The organism is Streptomyces sp. PTY087I2, assembly GCF_001687325.1.
Taxonomy (GTDB): domain Bacteria; phylum Actinomycetota; class Actinomycetes; order Streptomycetales; family Streptomycetaceae; genus Streptomyces.
The window spans coordinates 197,965-213,171 of record NZ_LZRD01000008.1 but is presented as its reverse complement, the minus strand read 5'-3'; the positions used below and the strand labels follow the sequence as shown (position 1 = coordinate 213,171).

The window sequence follows — 15,207 nt, the reverse complement described above, 5'->3', positions numbered from 1 at the left end:
CGTGCGGAGCCCAAGGTGACGGTGGTGTCCCGGCCGCCGGGACCGCGTGGCGCAAGAAGGGCGGAAGTCCATGAGCGCGGGGAGAACGGGGCGTGAAGGTGCTCGGTGAGGAGGACCAGGACCGTCTGCGCCGGCTGGCCGAGGTGGTTGCGGAGTACGACCTGCGGCGGGTGGTGGAGGAGGTGGCCGGTGGCGGGGTGGCTCCGGGGGTGATGGCGTCGCTCGCCGCACGGTGCGTGTTCGACCATGTCGCCTCACTCGTCTTCCCCGATCGCGTCGAGGACGTGGTGGACCTCCTGCATCGATGGGGCTTCGAGGTGTGCGCGCCGGTGCCGAGCGTGGTGGTACGCGACCGGCTGATGCGGCGCCACGTACTGGACGCGTACGACTGCGACGTCTCGATCGTCAAGGCACGGCCCGGGCGCACGCCCCGTGGTTCCCAGGGCCTGGAAGTGTTCGTCTTCCCCCGGCCGCGGAAGGACGACCCCGTCGCGGTCGCCGAGCGCAGCTCACGCCAGGAGGACCACTTCGCCCTGCGCGTCACCCACCCCGGCGACGGTGGCCTGGACCTTGTGCGCCGGCTGCTGGCCGAGTCCCTGCCGATGGTCCCGGACGGCGGTGGCCACAACCCCTACGACGGCGCGGGCGGCAGCTCGGTGCTCTACTTCACCGCCCCCGGCGGACGACTGGAACTCACCTGCGACGGGATCCCGACCGATGGCGCATGACGACAACGAGAACACCACGACGGTCCAGAAGGGGAGCGGCGACCGCCCCCGTACCCCAGCCGCCCACCACTTCTCCCGGACGCGCTTCCTGACCGATCTGCGCGCCACCGCCGCGGCCCTGGGCGCGCCCTACTCCGAAGCCGTCACGAATACGGTGCTGGACGCCTACGCCCCCGCCTTCCACGAGGGCGCCGTGCTGTGGCGGACCACCGACCGGCCCGGGGCGGGGCTCGACTACCGCTTCTACGCACGCCGCCCCCTGGACACCGTGACGATCGCCCGGCGGGCGGGGTTCATCGCCGGGGACGATCCGCTCGCCGATCTCGTGCAGGAGTGGAGCGGCCTGTACGGGGGTGCTCCTGAGCAGTCCTGCGACTTCGACGCGGCCCTGGGACAGACCAAGACCTGGGTGTATCTGGCGGGCACCCGTCCCCTGGACGATGTCCTCGGCGTCCCCGGAGTCCCCGCCGCGCTCAGGCGGCTCGCCCCCCTCTTCCATGGGCTGGGGCTCGACCACGTACGGCATGTGGCGGTGGACTACCGCCACCGGAGCGTGAACCTCTACTTCCGCGCCCGCGGGCCCGTCGACCCGGAGCAGTGCCGGCGGTTCACGGCCCTGGCGGGCGCCGAACCACCGGGGGAGCGGCTGTTCGGCGAGATGGCCGCCTTCCTCTCCCGCGGCGCCTACACCTTCTCGGTCACCCTTTCCGCCGCGACCGGCGCGGTGGAAAGGGTCGCGTTCTACGCGCTGAAACTGCCCGAGAGTCAGTTCCCCTCCCTCGGCGGCAAGTTGCGGACCTTCTTCGCCACCGCGCCTTCCTACGACCCCGAGGACATGAACGCCGTCGCCTGGTCCTTCGGGCCGCACGGCGCGACCTACGTCAAAGCGGAACGGAGCCACAGCGGCGATCTGATCTCCCTCATCCGCGGCTGGAACACCTTCTTCAGCCGGTCCGAGACCACTGACCCCGCTCTGGCAGCACCGGGCGGTGGTACCGCATGAAACCGGACAGACCCGCCCCCGCCTACCTTCTCGGTCACGCCCCCGCCGAGATGGACCGGCTCCTCCTCCAGGCCCGCCTGTACGGGCCCGTCACCGCGCAGGCACTCCGGCAGGCGGGGCTGGGCCCCGGGATGCGGGTCCTGGACGCGGGCTGCGGCGCCGGGGACGTCACGTTCCTCGCCGCCGAAGCCGTCGGGCCCAACGGCTCGGTCACCGGCGTCGACACGGCATCCGAGGCACTGGACCTGGCGCGCGCCCGGCTGCGCGACCGGGCCCGCACCCCCGACGCGGCCGGGGCGGGCTCCGTGGAGTTCCGCCGGGCGACGCTGCCGGACATCGTGCTCGACGCACCGGTGGACGCGTTGATCGGACGGCTCGTCCTGGGCCACCAGGACGACCCCGCCGCCTTCCTGCGCCGCCTCACCGGCCTCGTCCGCCCCGGGGGCCTGATCGCGTTCCAGGAGTTCGACAACCACTCGCTGCGGGCCGTGCCGGAAACCCCCCTCACCGGGGCGGTGCTGCGGGGCATCACCGAGGCGCTCCGCGCCGGGGGCAAGGACCGGGGCGCGGGCGCACGCCTCTACTCCCTGTTCCGGCAGGCGGGACTCACCCCGGCGGGAACCTCCGCCACAACACCGATGGGCGGAGCCGAGAACCCTTTGGTGCTTCCGCTCACCGCGTACACCTACCGCACCCTGTGCTCCCGCCCGTCCGCCCCCCACCGCGGGCCGGATGCCGACCGGCAGACGATCGGCGACCCTGCGACCATCGAGGGCCGGATGCGCGTGGAACTCGACGCGGCCCATTCCGTACTGATCATGCCGACCGCCGTCACCGTCTGGGCCACCGCTCGCATCCCCGGAAGGCAGTTGCCTGGCGCTCGGTCCGGACGAGCGTTACGGCAGACCACGCCGGGCGGGACCGAGGCGGAGTGAATCCCTCAGCTTGCTCTCTATCTACCCGTATGGCCTTGCAGCCGCTCTAACGCTGATCGTGCGGGGTTGGGGCAGCCGGTGTAGGCGCGGGTGTCGTGTGTATCGGTGACGTCGATGACGAGACCAGTTCAGTGTTCGGTGGGGATATCGACCGGGCTGCGGAAGTGCGAGACGCCACGGGTGCCGTAAGTGGCGTGCTTCATCGCATCGGTGTGTATCTCGATGCCGCCGTTGATCTCAAGAGCCGGGACCCAATCGGCGTCTTCGTCGTGGACCAGGGCTGCGCCGACGAACATGCGGTCGCCCCGGTCATCCTGATCGTCCTGAAATTCGCGGTCCCGGGCGATGAAGTCATCGAAGCCGTCGCAGCCCTTCACGGCCGACTGTCGGCCCACTGGTTCACCGTCGTGCTCCAGCCAGGCAGAGCGGTGGGTCGGCCTCGGGTGGACCCGGTCCCACGCCTGAGCTTCGGCCTTGCCGTAGTTGGCGGTGTCGGTGATGTCGCCGCTTCGGCCCAGGTCTCGGGTTTGGCGAATCTGCCGGGCGCGGCGCGTCCGAGCGCAGCCACGGTGCCACGTCGACCGCCAGCACCAGGCGCCCGCCCTCGAAACGCGGCACCGGGCAACCCAGCCGGCACAGTCCGCAGACGGCCGACGTCCATCCCGCCGCGGTTGAGAGCGCCGTACAACGCGCCATGCCCACGGCGATGCTCAGATGCCGGCGTCAGATCCACCGGTGATTTCACCGGGCCGTCTAAGCACAGGATCAGGCGAGAGCCACCCTCAGGTCCGGCGAAACAAGAACAAGCTCAGAGCTGGTTCTTGAAGTACGCGGCGATGTTGCCGGACGCTTCGGGGATGACGGGCACAACTCTCTTGATGGTCCTCATGGACTCCATGGCGCTGTACACGCCGCCCCAAACCAGGCTGCCCAGGAGGAAATTGCTGGACTCCTGGAACAGATTGACAATCTGTTCCTGCCACTCGGGGTGCTCGTGCCCGAGGTTCTTCAGGGTCTGGTTTGTTCTGTCCTGGGAGGCGTTGAAAGCCGCCTTGTTCTGATCATCTTGACTGTCGATAAATGCGTCGAAGTCATCGTCAGTGATCGCATGGGTATTGTAGCGGTCAAGTGCTTGGTCTACGTTGGTGTTGTTGGTGCTGGCCTGCTGTTCGTTCGGGTATGCGTAATCGCTGTTGAAGCAGTCCTGGATCGGCATAGGGACGTTACCCGAATTGAATTGTACGGCCTTGATGTGCGGGGGAAGCGCCACAATCTGGGGGGCGCCTGATATGGTCCCATGTTTTCCGAGGTACGCTATTCGCCGTTTGCTGGTGGCGAAGATCTCGTCCAGGTAGTGCTCGAATTCCCCCGGCTGAAGAGCGGTCTCTCCCGTGGTCATTATTGTCTCCTTCTCGTCTTCTGTCGCGGCGTGCGAATGCATTCCTGGGGACGTGCACTCCAGGAGTGGTCCTCAGTCCACGGAGAGATGTTCCGCCTGAACTCCGAGTGGGGGAAGGGGAAATCCGGTCGATCGGATCAAGTCACTCATGGGGTGAACCTGTGTGCGATTCCGGCTCGCCCTGCATGAATTCAACTATGGTGAATCTGGGGCGATTGAGTCCAGGGGGCTGCCGGGTTCGAAATCGGGGAGAGGCGCAGTCCAGGCGAGGTGCAATCCACCGGAGCCGCCGGCATGATCGACCGCGGCGCGCCAAGGAAATTCCGGCTACTCCCCGGGACGCGACCGGCGTACGACGGCGATGTCGGTGGACCCGTCGCGCACCGCTCGTTCGGCCTCGTCCGGGTCGGCGCCCGCGAAGACCAGGATGTCCGCCGCGACCAGCCGTACGCTCTCCCTCGCCGCGACCGGCACGGCCGAGCCGCGTTCGGGGGCGTCCCGGACGATGTCCAGGGTGCGCCGGGCGGCGTGCTGGAACACAGGATGGCTTCCGCGCGCCTCCGCCAGCGTGTCCAGGACCCCGGACAGGCCCCGTACCGTGGTGGCGAGCGCCTTCCTGGGGCCGGGGTCGAGGACCGTGGCGCCCCGGATGAGGGTGAGGCAGCTGTTGCCGAGCAGGTCCAGGTAGCGCGTGGCGGCGATCTCCTGCCGGATGGGCTCGCGTCGGCCGCGCCAGCGCGGGGTCCGGCGGGCGACGGCGATCGCGTCGTCACGGGTCCGGCCGAGGTCGTTCAGCAGGGTGTAGACCGGGCGCAGTTCCTTCCACGGCTGGTCCTCCCGCTCATCGGCCGCAGCGTCCAGCGTCCGGGCCGCCAGCTCCAGCGCACGGCCCAGTCCCTTCAGGGTGGCGGCCTCGGCCCGCCTCAACAGGGTGAACGGGTGCGGAGGGAAGAGCACTTGGCTGAACACGAGCGCGACCCCCGCTCCGAGCAGGGCGTCCAGTACGCGGTCGATACCGGCCTGCTGCCCGGCCGCGACGGAGATCACCGCGCCGACGGCGGCCTGCGCCATCGTGATGCGTTCGCCGTCCAGGAGGAGCGCGACGAGGAGCGCACCCAGCACGGCCACGCCGACCGCCGCGTCGCCGTGGCCGAGGAAGCGGAAGGCCACCTGCCCGACGACCACGCCCGCGATGACCCCGGACATGACCCGTACCGCGTTGGTGCCCCGCCCGCCGACCGGGGTGTTGAGGGCGACGAGGGTCGCGATCGGGGCGAAGAGCGGGACGTGGTGGTCGAAGACGCTCCCGGCGATCCACCAGGAGAGCGCGGCCGCCGCGGACTGCTGGAGCACCGGCCACAGGTTGTCCTTGACGCGCGAACACGCCTCGTACATCGTCCTCCCTCCACGCCCCGGGCAGGGACGGTTCGCGGCGGGGCGCTCAGCCGGCCGGTCCGCCGCCGGGTCAGCGCTCCCCGGCCGGGCGGGCGTCGTCGAACAGGCGAGGGCCCAGCTGGTGCCAGTTCCGCAGCCCGGGAAGACGGTCACCCGCTTCCGGGCCCCAGCTTCCGGGCGCGTACGGCAGCGGCGGCTCGACCGGGTCGAGGACGGGGCCCACGATGCGCCAGCACTCCAGGACGGTGGGGAAGAACGCGAAGCACTCGGGGTCGCCGACGACGGCCCCGTGCAGGATGTTCTCGTACGGGAGTTCCTGCCGCCCCAGCACCTGTGCGAAGTCGACGCCGATGGGCACGGTCAGCGGCCCGTCGGTGCTTTCGGGCTTGTTCAGCATCAGGTCCGCCCTGATGCCGGTGTCGCCGTCGATGCGGAAGCGGATGACGTTCGGGGGCGTCTGGATGTCGTCGCCGCCGAAGAGTTCCAGCGGAGGCTTGCGCAGTTCGACCACGACCTCGGTGGCGGAGACGGCCAGCGCCTTGCCACTGCGGAGGTAGAAGGGGACATCGGCCCAGCGCCAGTTGTCGACGAACATCCGGGTCGCGAAGTAGGTCTCCGTGGTGGAGCCCGGCTTGACGCCCTCGACGTCCCGGTAGCCGTCGTACTGGCCGCGCACGGTCACGGCGGGGTCCATGGTGCGGGTCGCGTGCAGGGCCCGCCACTTCTCCAGCCCCTGCGCCTGGGCGTTGGTGGCACTCGGCGGTTCCATCACGAGGAGGGCGAGGACCTGGAGCATGTGGTTCTGGACCACGTCGCGCAGACAGCCCACCGCGTCGTAGAAGGAGCCGCGGTCGGCGACGTCGAAGTCCTCGGCGAGGGTGATCTGCACGTTGTCCACGTAGGCGCGGTGCCAGATCGGCGCGAGCAGCGTATTGGCGAACCGGGAGACCATCAGGCTCTCCACCGCGCGGTTGCCGAGGAAGTGGTCGACGCGCAGCAGATGGGCGTTGTCGAAGTGGGCGGAGAGTTCGTCCTGGAGCTTCCGCGCGGAGTCAAGGTCGTGGCCGAACGGCTTCTCCACCACCAGCCGGGCGTTCCGGTTGAGGCCCTCGGCGGCCAGCGACCCGGCGACCTCGGTGAACAGCGACGGCGGGATCGCCAGGTAGTACGTCACGAAGCCGCGCCCGGTCACGGCCTCGCGCAACCGCGTGAAGGTGGCGGCGTCGGCGAAGTCGCCGGTGACGATGGACAGGTTCGCCGCGAACCGGGCGAAGACCTCCTCGTCGATGTCCGCGCCCTCGGCGGTGACCGCCTCCCGCGCGTGCCGACGCAGAGCGTCGTCGTCCCAGTCGGTGGCCGCCACCCCGATGACGGGCACGGTGAGCTTGCCGGACTCGGTGAGCCGGTACAGCGCGGGCAGCAGCATCTTCTTGGCGAGGTCGCCGGAGACGCCGAAGAGCACCAGGACGTCGGACCGTTCCATCTCGGGCGGGCTGAGCAGGGTTTCGGTCATCACGACCGTCCTTTCCGGTGATCGGCCGCCTTCGAGGGGATGTCCGGCGTGCCCTGGTCGCGCCCGAAGCGGGCGTTCAGCGCCGCCTCGATCTGCTCGGGGTCGCGGCCCTTGGTCTCGGGCAGGTAGCGGCCGACGAAGAAGAACGCGGCCACGCAGATCGCGGCGAAGATCCAGAAGGTCTCGCCCTGGCCGAGGGCGGAGGCCACGGGCAGGAAGGCGAGGCTGACGACGAAGTTGGAGATCCAGTTGACCGCCGTGGCCACGCTCGATCCCTCCGCCCGGACGGACGGCGGGAAGATCTCGCCCAGCAGGGTCCAGAACACCGGACCGAGGCCGCCGGCGTAGGCGGCGATGTAGATGACCATGAACAGCAGGGTGAGCACCGAGTTCATGCCGACCACGAACGCCAGCCCCAGCATGAAGATCGAGACCGCCATGAGGGCCAGGGAGACGAGCACCATGACGCGGCGGCCGGCCCGGTCGACCAGGCGGATCGCGACGAGCGTCATGACCAGGTTGATCAGGCCGATGAACACGGAGTAGAAGATGGAGTTCGACGCGTTCAGACCGGTCTGCTGGATGATGGTCGGTGCGTAGTAGATGATCGTGTTGATCCCGCCGAACTGCTGTACGGCGGCGAGGGTGAGCCCGACGACGAGGGCCGGACGCAGGTCGGGCGTGAGCAGCCTCTTCGCCGTCCGGCCGGAGGACCCGGCGTTCCGCTTCTGCTGCTCGCGATCCTCGGCGATCCGGTGCTGGGCCCGGGCGACCAGGGTGTCCGCCGTGGCCTCGTCGGCGATCGCGGCGATCCCCTTGCGCGCCCTCTCCGCCTGGCCGTGGGCGATGAGCCACTGCGGCGACTCGGGCAGGAACCACAGGGTCGCCGCCACCATGAGGGCGGCCGGGACCGCGCCGACGGCGAACATGGCCCGCCACATCTCGTTGCTGGAGAAGGCGAGGTTGACCAGGTACGCGATGAGGATGCCGAGGGTGATCATCAGCTGGTTCATGGTGAGCAGCCGGCCGCGGATCTTCGTCGGTGAGATCTCGGAGAGGTAGACCGGAACCGTCGCCGACGCCGCTCCGACCGCGAGGCCGAGGACGATACGGCCCAGCATGAGGACGGGGTATCCGTTCGCGGTGCTCGCGATCGCCGTACCGATGATGAACACCACGCCGATCAGGCCGAGGGCCTTCCGCCGGCCGAGGCCGTCGGAGAGCCGGCCGGCCGAGGTGGCGCCGATCACCGCGCCGATGAGCAGCACGCTGACCACGCTGCCCTGCTCGAAGGAGTTCAGGTCGAAGTCCTGCTTGATGTACAGCAGGGCGCCGGACACGACCCCGGTGTCGAAGCCGAACAGGAAGCCGCCCAGAGCGATCGCGGCCGCCCAGCGGGTGATCTTCCGCTGACCCTCCGCCGGGATCTCGGTGAGCGGCCCGTGGGTGCCCGGTTCCTTGGAAAAGCCCTGGACCATGTCGCTCCCTCCGTCGTGAGCGGGCTCGTCCTGGCTACATCACCACCTTTCGGGAGGAAAGGGCGACGGTGCGAAGCAATCGGGTGGCTTGAGGGCAAAAGGAGTGGGACGCCCGACGGCCACGACGGGTCGGCACTCAGCGGCCGGGTCAGCCGTGGCAGACGCCCCAGCCGCCCGCGTACGACTCGCCCGGTGCCAGCCGGATCAGGTCGGTACCGCTGCCCAGAGCATTCGGCGGTCCCGTCATCGGTTCGACGCCGATGCCCCGGCGGTGCGAGGCGGGCGGCACCTGGTCCGCCGTGTAGACCTCCAGCCACGGCTGGGCCTCGTCCAGCCAGAACCGGGTGGCGCGCCGCGACCCTTCCAGGCGGACCCAGGCGCGCCCGTCGGCGTCGCGGTCGAGACCGGTGAAGGCGACGTCGATGGCCTGCGTCCCGATGCGGCGCGGGGTGGTGAAGTCGTACGCCGTGCCCGAGACGTCGACCGTCGGGCCGGAGGGGAGCATTCGCGCGTCGACCGGCTGGTAGCGGTGGCCGGGCAGGGTCAGCACGCAGTCGTCGAGCGGTTCGCCGACCGTCAGGTAGGGGTGGGTGCCGTGGGCGTACGGGGCGGGGCGGGTGCCGGCGTTGCGGGTCACGAGCCGGACGGTGAGGCCCGTACCGGCGTCCAGCGTGTACGTGACCTCGATGTCGAGGCGGAACGGGTATCCCGTCGACCCGTGCAGGCCGTAGGCGAGGGTGACGGCGTGCGGTTCCTGCCGGACCGGGCGCCAGGTCGTCCACCGGACGAGTCCGTGGATCGCGCAGTCCAGCTCGGGTTCGGAGATGTCGAGCCGGTACTCCGTGCCGTCGAAGGTGTAGCGGCCGCGGTCGACCCGGTTGGGCCAGGGGATCAGCAGTTGGCCGAAGGCCGCCGGGGCCGGTTCGTCGGGGCCGTACGAGAGCAGGAGCGGTTCGCCCCGGTGGCTCAGCTCGCGCAGCCCCGCGCCCGTCTCGGTGACGGTCGCCGCGTAGTCGCCGGCGGTCAGCCGGTACTGCTCACCTGTGGTGTTCTCGTTCATGGACAGATGGCTGTCCCCTTGGCGGGGGAGTGGCGGCGGTCGGGGCCCGGCGTCGGCCGATCGGGCGGATTTCCTGCTCCGTACGGCTCCGTCCCGGTACCGCCCCCGGCTTCGTCCCGGTGTCGCCCCGGAAGCCTCTCAGCCCTTCTCCTCGTGGCCTGCCCTCCGCCGGTGGGACGCGGGCGTCTCTCGGGCGATGACCAGGCGGTCGTCGGCGCGGACGGTGCCGATCCGGGAGTCGCTGTACCGCAGGGGCTTGCCGTCGCGGACCACGGCCAGCACGGACTCGGTGATCTGGCGGGGATCGCGGCCGACCTCCGCCGGTTCCGGGGAGCGTTCGGCGACCTCCAGTCCGAGCCCGGCGGAGAGCAGCTCCTCCAGCACCGTGCCGACCGAAGGGCTCAACGATGCGACGCCGAGCAGGTGTCCGGCCGTCTCGGAGGACGTGATGACGTTGTCCGCGCCGCCTTCGCGCAGCAGGGCGACGTTCTCGGCGCGGGCCACGGAGGCGGTGATGACGGCGGTGGCGTTCATCCGGCGGGCGGTCAGAGCCGCGAGGACGGCGGTGTCGTCGCTCGCGGTGGCGATCAGCACGTGCCCCGCCTTGCCCAGCTCCGCCCGTGCCAGCACGTCGGAGCGGGTCCCGTCGCCGACGATACCGACGAGGCCGTGCCTGTTCGCCTCGCCGACTGCGGACGCGGCGACGTCGACCACCACGATCTCCCGCGGCTGTGTGCCCCGTGCCCGCAGGGTGGCCACCGCGGCCCGGCCCTGGGTGCCGTAGCCGACCACCACGATGTGCTGTCGCACCTTGCTCCTCCAGGTCTGCTCGCGCCATTCGGCCCGGGTCCGCTCCGTCAGCGCGCTGATCGTGGTGCCGACCAGGACCAGCAGGAAGCCGAGGCGCAGGGGGGTGATCACCAGGGTGTTCACGATCCGCGCCGAGTCGCTGGCCGGGACGACGTCCCCGTACCCGATCGTGGTCAGGGTGACGGCCGAGTAGTAGAAGCTCGTCAGCAGACCGAGAGGGTGTCCGGTGGAGTCTCGGTAGCCGCTGCGGCCGAGGTAGACGACCAACGTGCCCAGGAGGATGAGCCCGAAGGCGAGGGCGAGCCGCGACACGATGATCCGGAGCGGTCCGCGCGGCCGGTAGGGGAATCCGAACCGCGACCGCCGGCCGGCCTGGTCCTCGCCCTGGACGTCCACAGGGCCGAGTCTCCGGCACAACCGGAACGGCGACCACCGGAGGCGATTTCGGACAGGCCGGGCCGGGCCGCCGCCGCGACCTGGTTGCGTATCAGCGGCGGCAGCGGTGGGACGATCACGGCCGGGCCGCTGCCCTGATCGCTGCACAGTCTGCGCGCTGCACGGTCTGCGTTGGTCATGCCCCCATGCAACCCGATGACCACGACAGACCGCGAACGACGGCGCGAGCCTGTGGATAACGTTATCCACAGGGGTCGCGGGATTCGGCGGCTCGCGGGACCGTCGAGCCATGAACAAGCACCACGAATCCACCGGTCCCGCCGGAGAGCAGCAGATCACCCTGCGCGGCCCCGCCGATCTCGCCGACGCCCTCCCGTATCTGATGGGCTTCTATCCCAACGACAGCGTCGTGATGGTGGCCCTGCACGGCGGTCAGGGCCGGTTCGGCGGCCGGCTCCGCCTCGGAATTCCGCAGGCGCCCGGCGAATGGGGGCCGGTCGCCGACCAGCTGGCGGAGTGCCTGGTCTCGGGGAGCGAGCGTCGCGAAGGGCGGCCCGACGCGATTGTGATCTTCCTCTGCCAGGACTCGCCGGACGGGGCCAGCGGCCGGCAGACCATGGAGCGGCTCAGGCCGTTCGCGCAACGTCTGCGCACGGCGTGCGGAGCGCTCGACGTCCCCGTCCTCGAAGCGCTCTGCATCTCCGACGGCCGCTACTGGTCCTACTGCTGCCCCGACCCACGGTGCTGCCCCGACCAGGGGAACCCTCTGGCCATGCCCGGTACGACGGTGATGGCCGCGGCCGCCACCTACGCGGGCGTCCATGTCCGGGGCACGCTGCGCGACATGGAGGCGCGGCTCCAGCCCTGGCGGACCCCGGCAGCCGTCCGGGCACAGGAGAAGGCCCTGGACACGGTGGGACCTGCGCTGCTGCCGAGGCTTCTCGACGAACGGGCCAGGCGGGAGGTGGCGGCGGAGACCCTTCGGCTGGCGCGCAGGCTCATGGACCGGATCGAGGACGCACAGCCGGCCCCACCCGCACTCGCGGACGCCGGGGACGACCAGTTGATCGGCTCCGACGAAGCCGCCGCCGTCATCCTCGGGCTCCAGGACCGTGAGACCCGGGACAAGGCCGCCGCCTGGATGGAAGGACCGGAAGCCCAGGCCGCCCTGCGGTTGTGGCGGACGCTGGCACGGCGCTGCGTCGGACCGTACGGGGAGCACGCCGCCGCCCCGCTCACCCTGGCCGGCTGGGTCTCCTGGTCCACGGGCGACGAGCCGGGCGCCCGGGTCGCCCTGTCGCTGGCGCTGCGAGCCGATCCGGACTACACGTTCGCCCAACTGCTGCACCGGGCCTGCAACGAAGGGCTCGATCCGGAGGCTTTGCGCCGTTGTCTGCGCGAGGCGGCCGACGCCGACGCCGATGCCGATGAGGAACAAGCGGGTGCGGCCGTCGAGGCGGTGGGGTCCGGCAGCGACCGGGGAGCCACCCCTCTGCACGTCCGCAAGGTCCGGCCGCTGCCCGGGAGCGGTCGGCGGCGGGCGCGCGCTCCGCGGCCTCCGGGCGCCGAGCGGCGGAAGATGTCACCCGGCTCGACCCGCCCCCGGGTCCCGGCGCCCGGGCGGCGGACGCGCGAGGCCCGGCGCTACGGCCGACGCGGCAGCAGGGCGCGGCGACATGACTGACCGTCCCGTCGAGCGGGCGTTCCGGCCATGCCGTGGCGCTCCCCACCGCGGCGATTCCGTCACCGTGGCACCCGGACCGATCACGAGCATGCTGAAGGGAGTGTTTATCGTCAGGCAGACGACTATGATCGCGGCATGCCGCCCTACGACCCGTCGACCTTCCCGCCCTTCGCAGTCACCGTCGACCTGGTCGTGCTCACGGTGCGCCGTCACGCGCTCTGCGCGCTGGTCGTCCGTCGCGGAGAGACCCCGTTCCAGGGCCGATGGGCGCTGCCCGGCGGTTTCGTCAGGCTGGACGAGGACCTGGGCTCCGCGGCGGCGCGCGAGCTCGTCGAGGAAACCGGCCTCTGCGCGCACGATCCGGCGAAACCGGCCGTCGGTAACGGAGCACATCTGGAACAGCTGGCCACCTACGGCGATCCGGCGCGCGATCCCCGGATGCGGGTGGTCAGCGTCGCCCACCTCGCCCTCGCACCGGACCTGCCCGCGCCCCGGGCCGGCGGCGACGCCAACAGTGCGCGCTGGGCTCCGGTCGAGGATCTGCTGCACCCCGGCACCGGGCGGGAGGGCGAGCAGGCGGCGCCGCTGGCCTTCGACCACGCGCGGATCCTGGCCGACGGGGTGGAACGGGCCCGCTCCAAGATCGAATACTCCTCCCTGGCCACGGCGTTCTGTCCGCCCGAGTTCACGGTCGGCGAACTGCGCCGGGTGTACGAAGCGGTGTGGGGCGTGGTCCTCGACCCCCGTAACTTCCACCGCAAGGTCACCGGGACGCCGGGATTCCTGGTGCCCTCCGGCGGGACCACCACGCGCCAGGGCGGACGGCCCGCGCAGCTCTTCCGGGCCGGGGCGGCCACGGTGCTCAATCCGCCGATGCTGCGACCCGAGGTCTGAGCCACCGGGCGTTCCCCCGCACCGGTCCCGCGGAACGCCCGTCGATCTCCCCCTGCGCAAAAAGTCCGAAATGTCGCGTTATCTTGCTGCGGTACCCCCTTGCCGCCGAGCGGTCTCACCGTCCGCGAGAGACGCGAGAGAAGCGATGCTCCAGGCCATCGGACTCACCAGCACCCCCCGGCGCGACGCTCCGCCCGCCGTGAACGATCTGACCTTCGAGGCTCCTCCCGGCCGGGTCACCGCCCTGCTGGGCGCCCCCGGTTCGGGCAGGACCACGGCCCTGCGGCTGATGCTCGAACTGGACGCCGGGCGGGGCGTCGCCTACTTCCGGGGGCGGCCCCTGCACCGCATCGCCCACCCGGCGCGGGAAGTGGGCGTGCTGCTCGGTGACGTACCGGGCCATCCCTCCCGCACCGTCCGCGGGCAGCTCCGGATGCTCTGCGCGGCCGCGGGCGTGCCCGCCACCCGGGCCGACGAGGTGCTGGAGGTCGTCGGGCTCGCCGGACTCGGGGACCAGCGCCTGGGGACCCTGTCGGTGGGGATGGACCGCCGGCTCGGCCTTGCCTCCGCGCTGCTGGGAGACCCGCACACCCTGATCCTGGACGAACCGGCGGAGGGGTTGTCCCCACGGGAGAACAGCTGGCTCTACGGGCTGCTGCGCGCGCACGCGGCCCAGGGCGGCACGGTCCTCCACACCACCGGCGACCCCAAGGAGGCCGCCCGCACCGCCGATCACGTCGTCACCATCGGCGGCGGGCGCCTCGTCGCCGACCAGGACGTCGCCGAGTTCGCCCGTACCCGGCTCCGGGCCCGCGTCGCCGTCCGCACTCCGCACGCGGCCCGGCTGGCGGCCGTGGTCAGCCGGGAGGCCCGGGCGGCGCAGCACTCCGTCGAGGTGGTCGAGGAGGCGGGCGGCCGGCTGACGGTGTACGGCAGCAACTGCGCGGAGGTCGGCGACACCGCCTACCGGCACGGCGTCCCCGTGCACCGGCTCGCCGACGAGATCGGTGACACCGGGCCCGCCGAGCCCGCGGCCGGGAGTGCGGAGCGGGACGACGCGGCCGCCGCTCTCTCCGAGCTGCCGCCCCCGATCCGCGTGCGACCCGCGCGCGGCCCGCTGCGCCCGCTCCGCTACGAACTCCGACGCTCCCTCGGTGTCCGGACAACGACCATGATCATGGCGGCCGTTCTGGTCGTGTCGGCCGCGATGTCCGTTCTGCTGGCCCGCACCGACGGCACCGCCCTTCCCCGCGTGCTCGCCGCCTGGCCCGCTCTGCTGCCGCTCCCTCCCGCCGCGCTCGGCGCGGGGCTGCTCGGGGCGCTGTCCTTCGGGGACGAGTTCCGCTATCCCGCGCTCGCCGCCGCACGCGGCACCGTGCCCCGGCGGCTCGGGCTGCTGCTGGCCAAGCTCACTGTGACCGCGAGCTTCGCCCTGCTGCTCGCCGCCCTCACCGTGGTGGGCGGAGCGCAGAGCCTCCGGCTCGTGTACGGGCCGGACTTGATCGAGATCCCTTCGAACGCCGTCGCGCTGGGCGCGAGTTGGGCTGGCCTGACGGTCGGCTGCGCCTGGGCGGGGCTGCTGGCCGCCGGTGTCTTCCGGGTGGCCGGGGCGGGTATCGCCGCGGTGCTGGCCGTACCGGTGCTCGTCGTTCCGCTGGTGCAGAAGATCTTCGCGGTGCCGTCCGCGCGTTCGGTCGCCGGACTTCCGGGCCGGCTGCGTGAACTGGCCGGGTGGCAGCTCCCGCAGGAGGCGGACCACTGGATCCTCGCCGTCGCGCGGGTGGTGGCGCAGCCCGTCGGGACCGCGCTCACCCTGTCGTTGTCGGCCCTGATCTGTGCGTATCTGTTCACCAGCCTTCGGGGAAAGGCCCGTTGGTGATCGCCGCCGCCCGCGCCGAGGAGAGGGGCCAGC

General features: G+C 71.3%; 13 protein-coding genes and 1 pseudogene. 6 read left to right on the top strand and 8 right to left on the bottom strand.

Annotated elements, in window-relative coordinates; translation table 11 throughout:
• Nucleotides 1-92: 92 nt before the first annotated feature.
• Genes A3Q37_RS11010 through A3Q37_RS11000 form a run of 3 tightly spaced genes read left to right on the top strand, consistent with a single transcriptional unit; the run spans nt 93 to nt 2,666 of the window.
• Nucleotides 93-728, top strand: coding sequence for a hypothetical protein (locus A3Q37_RS11010; protein WP_065481565.1), 636 nt, complete (start codon nt 93-95; stop codon nt 726-728).
• Nucleotides 718-1,731 carry an aromatic prenyltransferase gene (locus tag A3Q37_RS11005; protein ID WP_065481562.1) on the top strand — a complete coding sequence of 338 codons (1,014 nt, stop codon included), beginning with the start codon at nt 718-720 and terminating at the stop codon, nt 1,729-1,731. Before A3Q37_RS11010 ends, A3Q37_RS11005 begins: the two co-directional genes overlap by 11 nt.
• Entirely contained in the window at nt 1,728-2,666 is a 939-nt protein-coding gene (locus tag A3Q37_RS11000) for a methyltransferase domain-containing protein (protein WP_065481558.1), read from the top strand. The genes A3Q37_RS11005 and A3Q37_RS11000 overlap by 4 nt, the downstream gene beginning before the upstream one ends.
• A gap of 128 nt (nt 2,667-2,794) precedes the next feature.
• On the opposite strand, the gene A3Q37_RS37200 is transcribed toward A3Q37_RS11000, so the two are convergent.
• The 8 genes and pseudogenes from A3Q37_RS37200 to A3Q37_RS10965 all read right to left on the bottom strand — a co-directional run bounded on the left by A3Q37_RS37200 (nt 2,795) and on the right by A3Q37_RS10965 (nt 10,717).
• Complete coding sequence (locus A3Q37_RS37200) at nt 2,795-3,043, bottom strand: DUF6461 domain-containing protein (RefSeq protein ID WP_065481556.1); 249 nt, start codon at nt 3,041-3,043, stop codon at nt 2,795-2,797.
• Between the two features lie 15 nt (nt 3,044-3,058).
• Nucleotides 3,059-3,432, bottom strand: a pseudogene (locus A3Q37_RS37735) (transposase); the annotation flags it as partial.
• A gap of 42 nt (nt 3,433-3,474) precedes the next feature.
• Nucleotides 3,475-4,065 (bottom strand): hypothetical protein, encoded by a 591-nt coding sequence (locus A3Q37_RS10990; protein ID WP_065481553.1) that lies wholly within the window; start codon nt 4,063-4,065, stop codon nt 3,475-3,477.
• Nucleotides 4,066-4,392: 327 nt separating this feature from the next.
• Nucleotides 4,393-5,460, bottom strand: a complete 1,068-nt coding sequence (locus A3Q37_RS10985) for an aromatic acid exporter family protein (protein ID WP_065481550.1) — start codon at nt 5,458-5,460, stop codon at nt 4,393-4,395.
• A 70-nt stretch (nt 5,461-5,530) separates the two neighbouring features.
• Nucleotides 5,531-6,973, bottom strand: a complete 1,443-nt coding sequence (gene zwf / locus A3Q37_RS10980) for a glucose-6-phosphate dehydrogenase (RefSeq protein ID WP_065481547.1) — start codon at nt 6,971-6,973, stop codon at nt 5,531-5,533.
• Entirely contained in the window at nt 6,973-8,451 is a 1,479-nt protein-coding gene (locus tag A3Q37_RS10975) for a sugar porter family MFS transporter (RefSeq protein ID WP_065481545.1), read from the bottom strand. Before A3Q37_RS10975 ends, zwf begins: the two co-directional genes overlap by 1 nt.
• 148 nt (nt 8,452-8,599) lie before the next feature.
• Nucleotides 8,600-9,511 (bottom strand): aldose 1-epimerase family protein, encoded by a 912-nt coding sequence (locus A3Q37_RS10970; RefSeq protein WP_065481542.1) that lies wholly within the window; start codon nt 9,509-9,511, stop codon nt 8,600-8,602.
• A 138-nt stretch (nt 9,512-9,649) separates the two neighbouring features.
• Complete coding sequence (locus A3Q37_RS10965) at nt 9,650-10,717, bottom strand: TrkA family potassium uptake protein (RefSeq protein WP_079137742.1); 1,068 nt, start codon at nt 10,715-10,717, stop codon at nt 9,650-9,652.
• A 289-nt stretch (nt 10,718-11,006) separates the two neighbouring features.
• On the opposite strand from A3Q37_RS10965, the gene A3Q37_RS10960 reads away from it, so the two are divergent.
• The 3 genes from A3Q37_RS10960 to A3Q37_RS10950 all read left to right on the top strand — a co-directional run bounded on the left by A3Q37_RS10960 (nt 11,007) and on the right by A3Q37_RS10950 (nt 15,174).
• Entirely contained in the window at nt 11,007-12,401 is a 1,395-nt protein-coding gene (locus A3Q37_RS10960; protein ID WP_065481539.1) for a DUF4192 domain-containing protein, read from the top strand.
• 135 nt (nt 12,402-12,536) lie between these two features.
• On the top strand, nt 12,537-13,295 hold the full coding sequence (locus A3Q37_RS10955) for an NUDIX domain-containing protein (RefSeq protein WP_010063447.1): 759 nt from the start codon (nt 12,537-12,539) through the stop codon (nt 13,293-13,295).
• 145 nt (nt 13,296-13,440) lie between these two features.
• Complete coding sequence (locus A3Q37_RS10950) at nt 13,441-15,174, top strand: ATP-binding cassette domain-containing protein (protein ID WP_065481536.1); 1,734 nt, start codon at nt 13,441-13,443, stop codon at nt 15,172-15,174.
• Nucleotides 15,175-15,207: the final 33 nt, after the last annotated feature.

What these genes read in the sequence shown, in the direction of transcription:
- A3Q37_RS11005 (WP_065481562.1), top strand. Translation starts at nt 718, where the DNA reads ATGGCGCATGACGACAACGAGAACACCACGACGGTCCAGAAGGGGAGC.
- A3Q37_RS10970 (WP_065481542.1), bottom strand. Translation starts at nt 9,511, where the DNA reads ATGAACGAGAACACCACAGGTGAGCAGTACCGGCTGACCGCCGGCGAC.
- A3Q37_RS10975 (WP_065481545.1), bottom strand. Translation starts at nt 8,451, where the DNA reads ATGGTCCAGGGCTTTTCCAAGGAACCGGGCACCCACGGGCCGCTCACC.
- zwf (WP_065481547.1), bottom strand. Translation starts at nt 6,973, where the DNA reads ATGACCGAAACCCTGCTCAGCCCGCCCGAGATGGAACGGTCCGACGTC.
- A3Q37_RS10960 (WP_065481539.1), top strand. Translation starts at nt 11,007, where the DNA reads ATGAACAAGCACCACGAATCCACCGGTCCCGCCGGAGAGCAGCAGATC.
- A3Q37_RS10990 (WP_065481553.1), bottom strand. Translation starts at nt 4,065, where the DNA reads ATGACCACGGGAGAGACCGCTCTTCAGCCGGGGGAATTCGAGCACTAC.
- A3Q37_RS11000 (WP_065481558.1), top strand. Translation starts at nt 1,728, where the DNA reads ATGAAACCGGACAGACCCGCCCCCGCCTACCTTCTCGGTCACGCCCCC.
- A3Q37_RS10985 (WP_065481550.1), bottom strand. Translation starts at nt 5,460, where the DNA reads ATGTACGAGGCGTGTTCGCGCGTCAAGGACAACCTGTGGCCGGTGCTC.
- A3Q37_RS10955 (WP_010063447.1), top strand. Translation starts at nt 12,537, where the DNA reads ATGCCGCCCTACGACCCGTCGACCTTCCCGCCCTTCGCAGTCACCGTC.
- A3Q37_RS10950 (WP_065481536.1), top strand. Translation starts at nt 13,441, where the DNA reads ATGCTCCAGGCCATCGGACTCACCAGCACCCCCCGGCGCGACGCTCCG.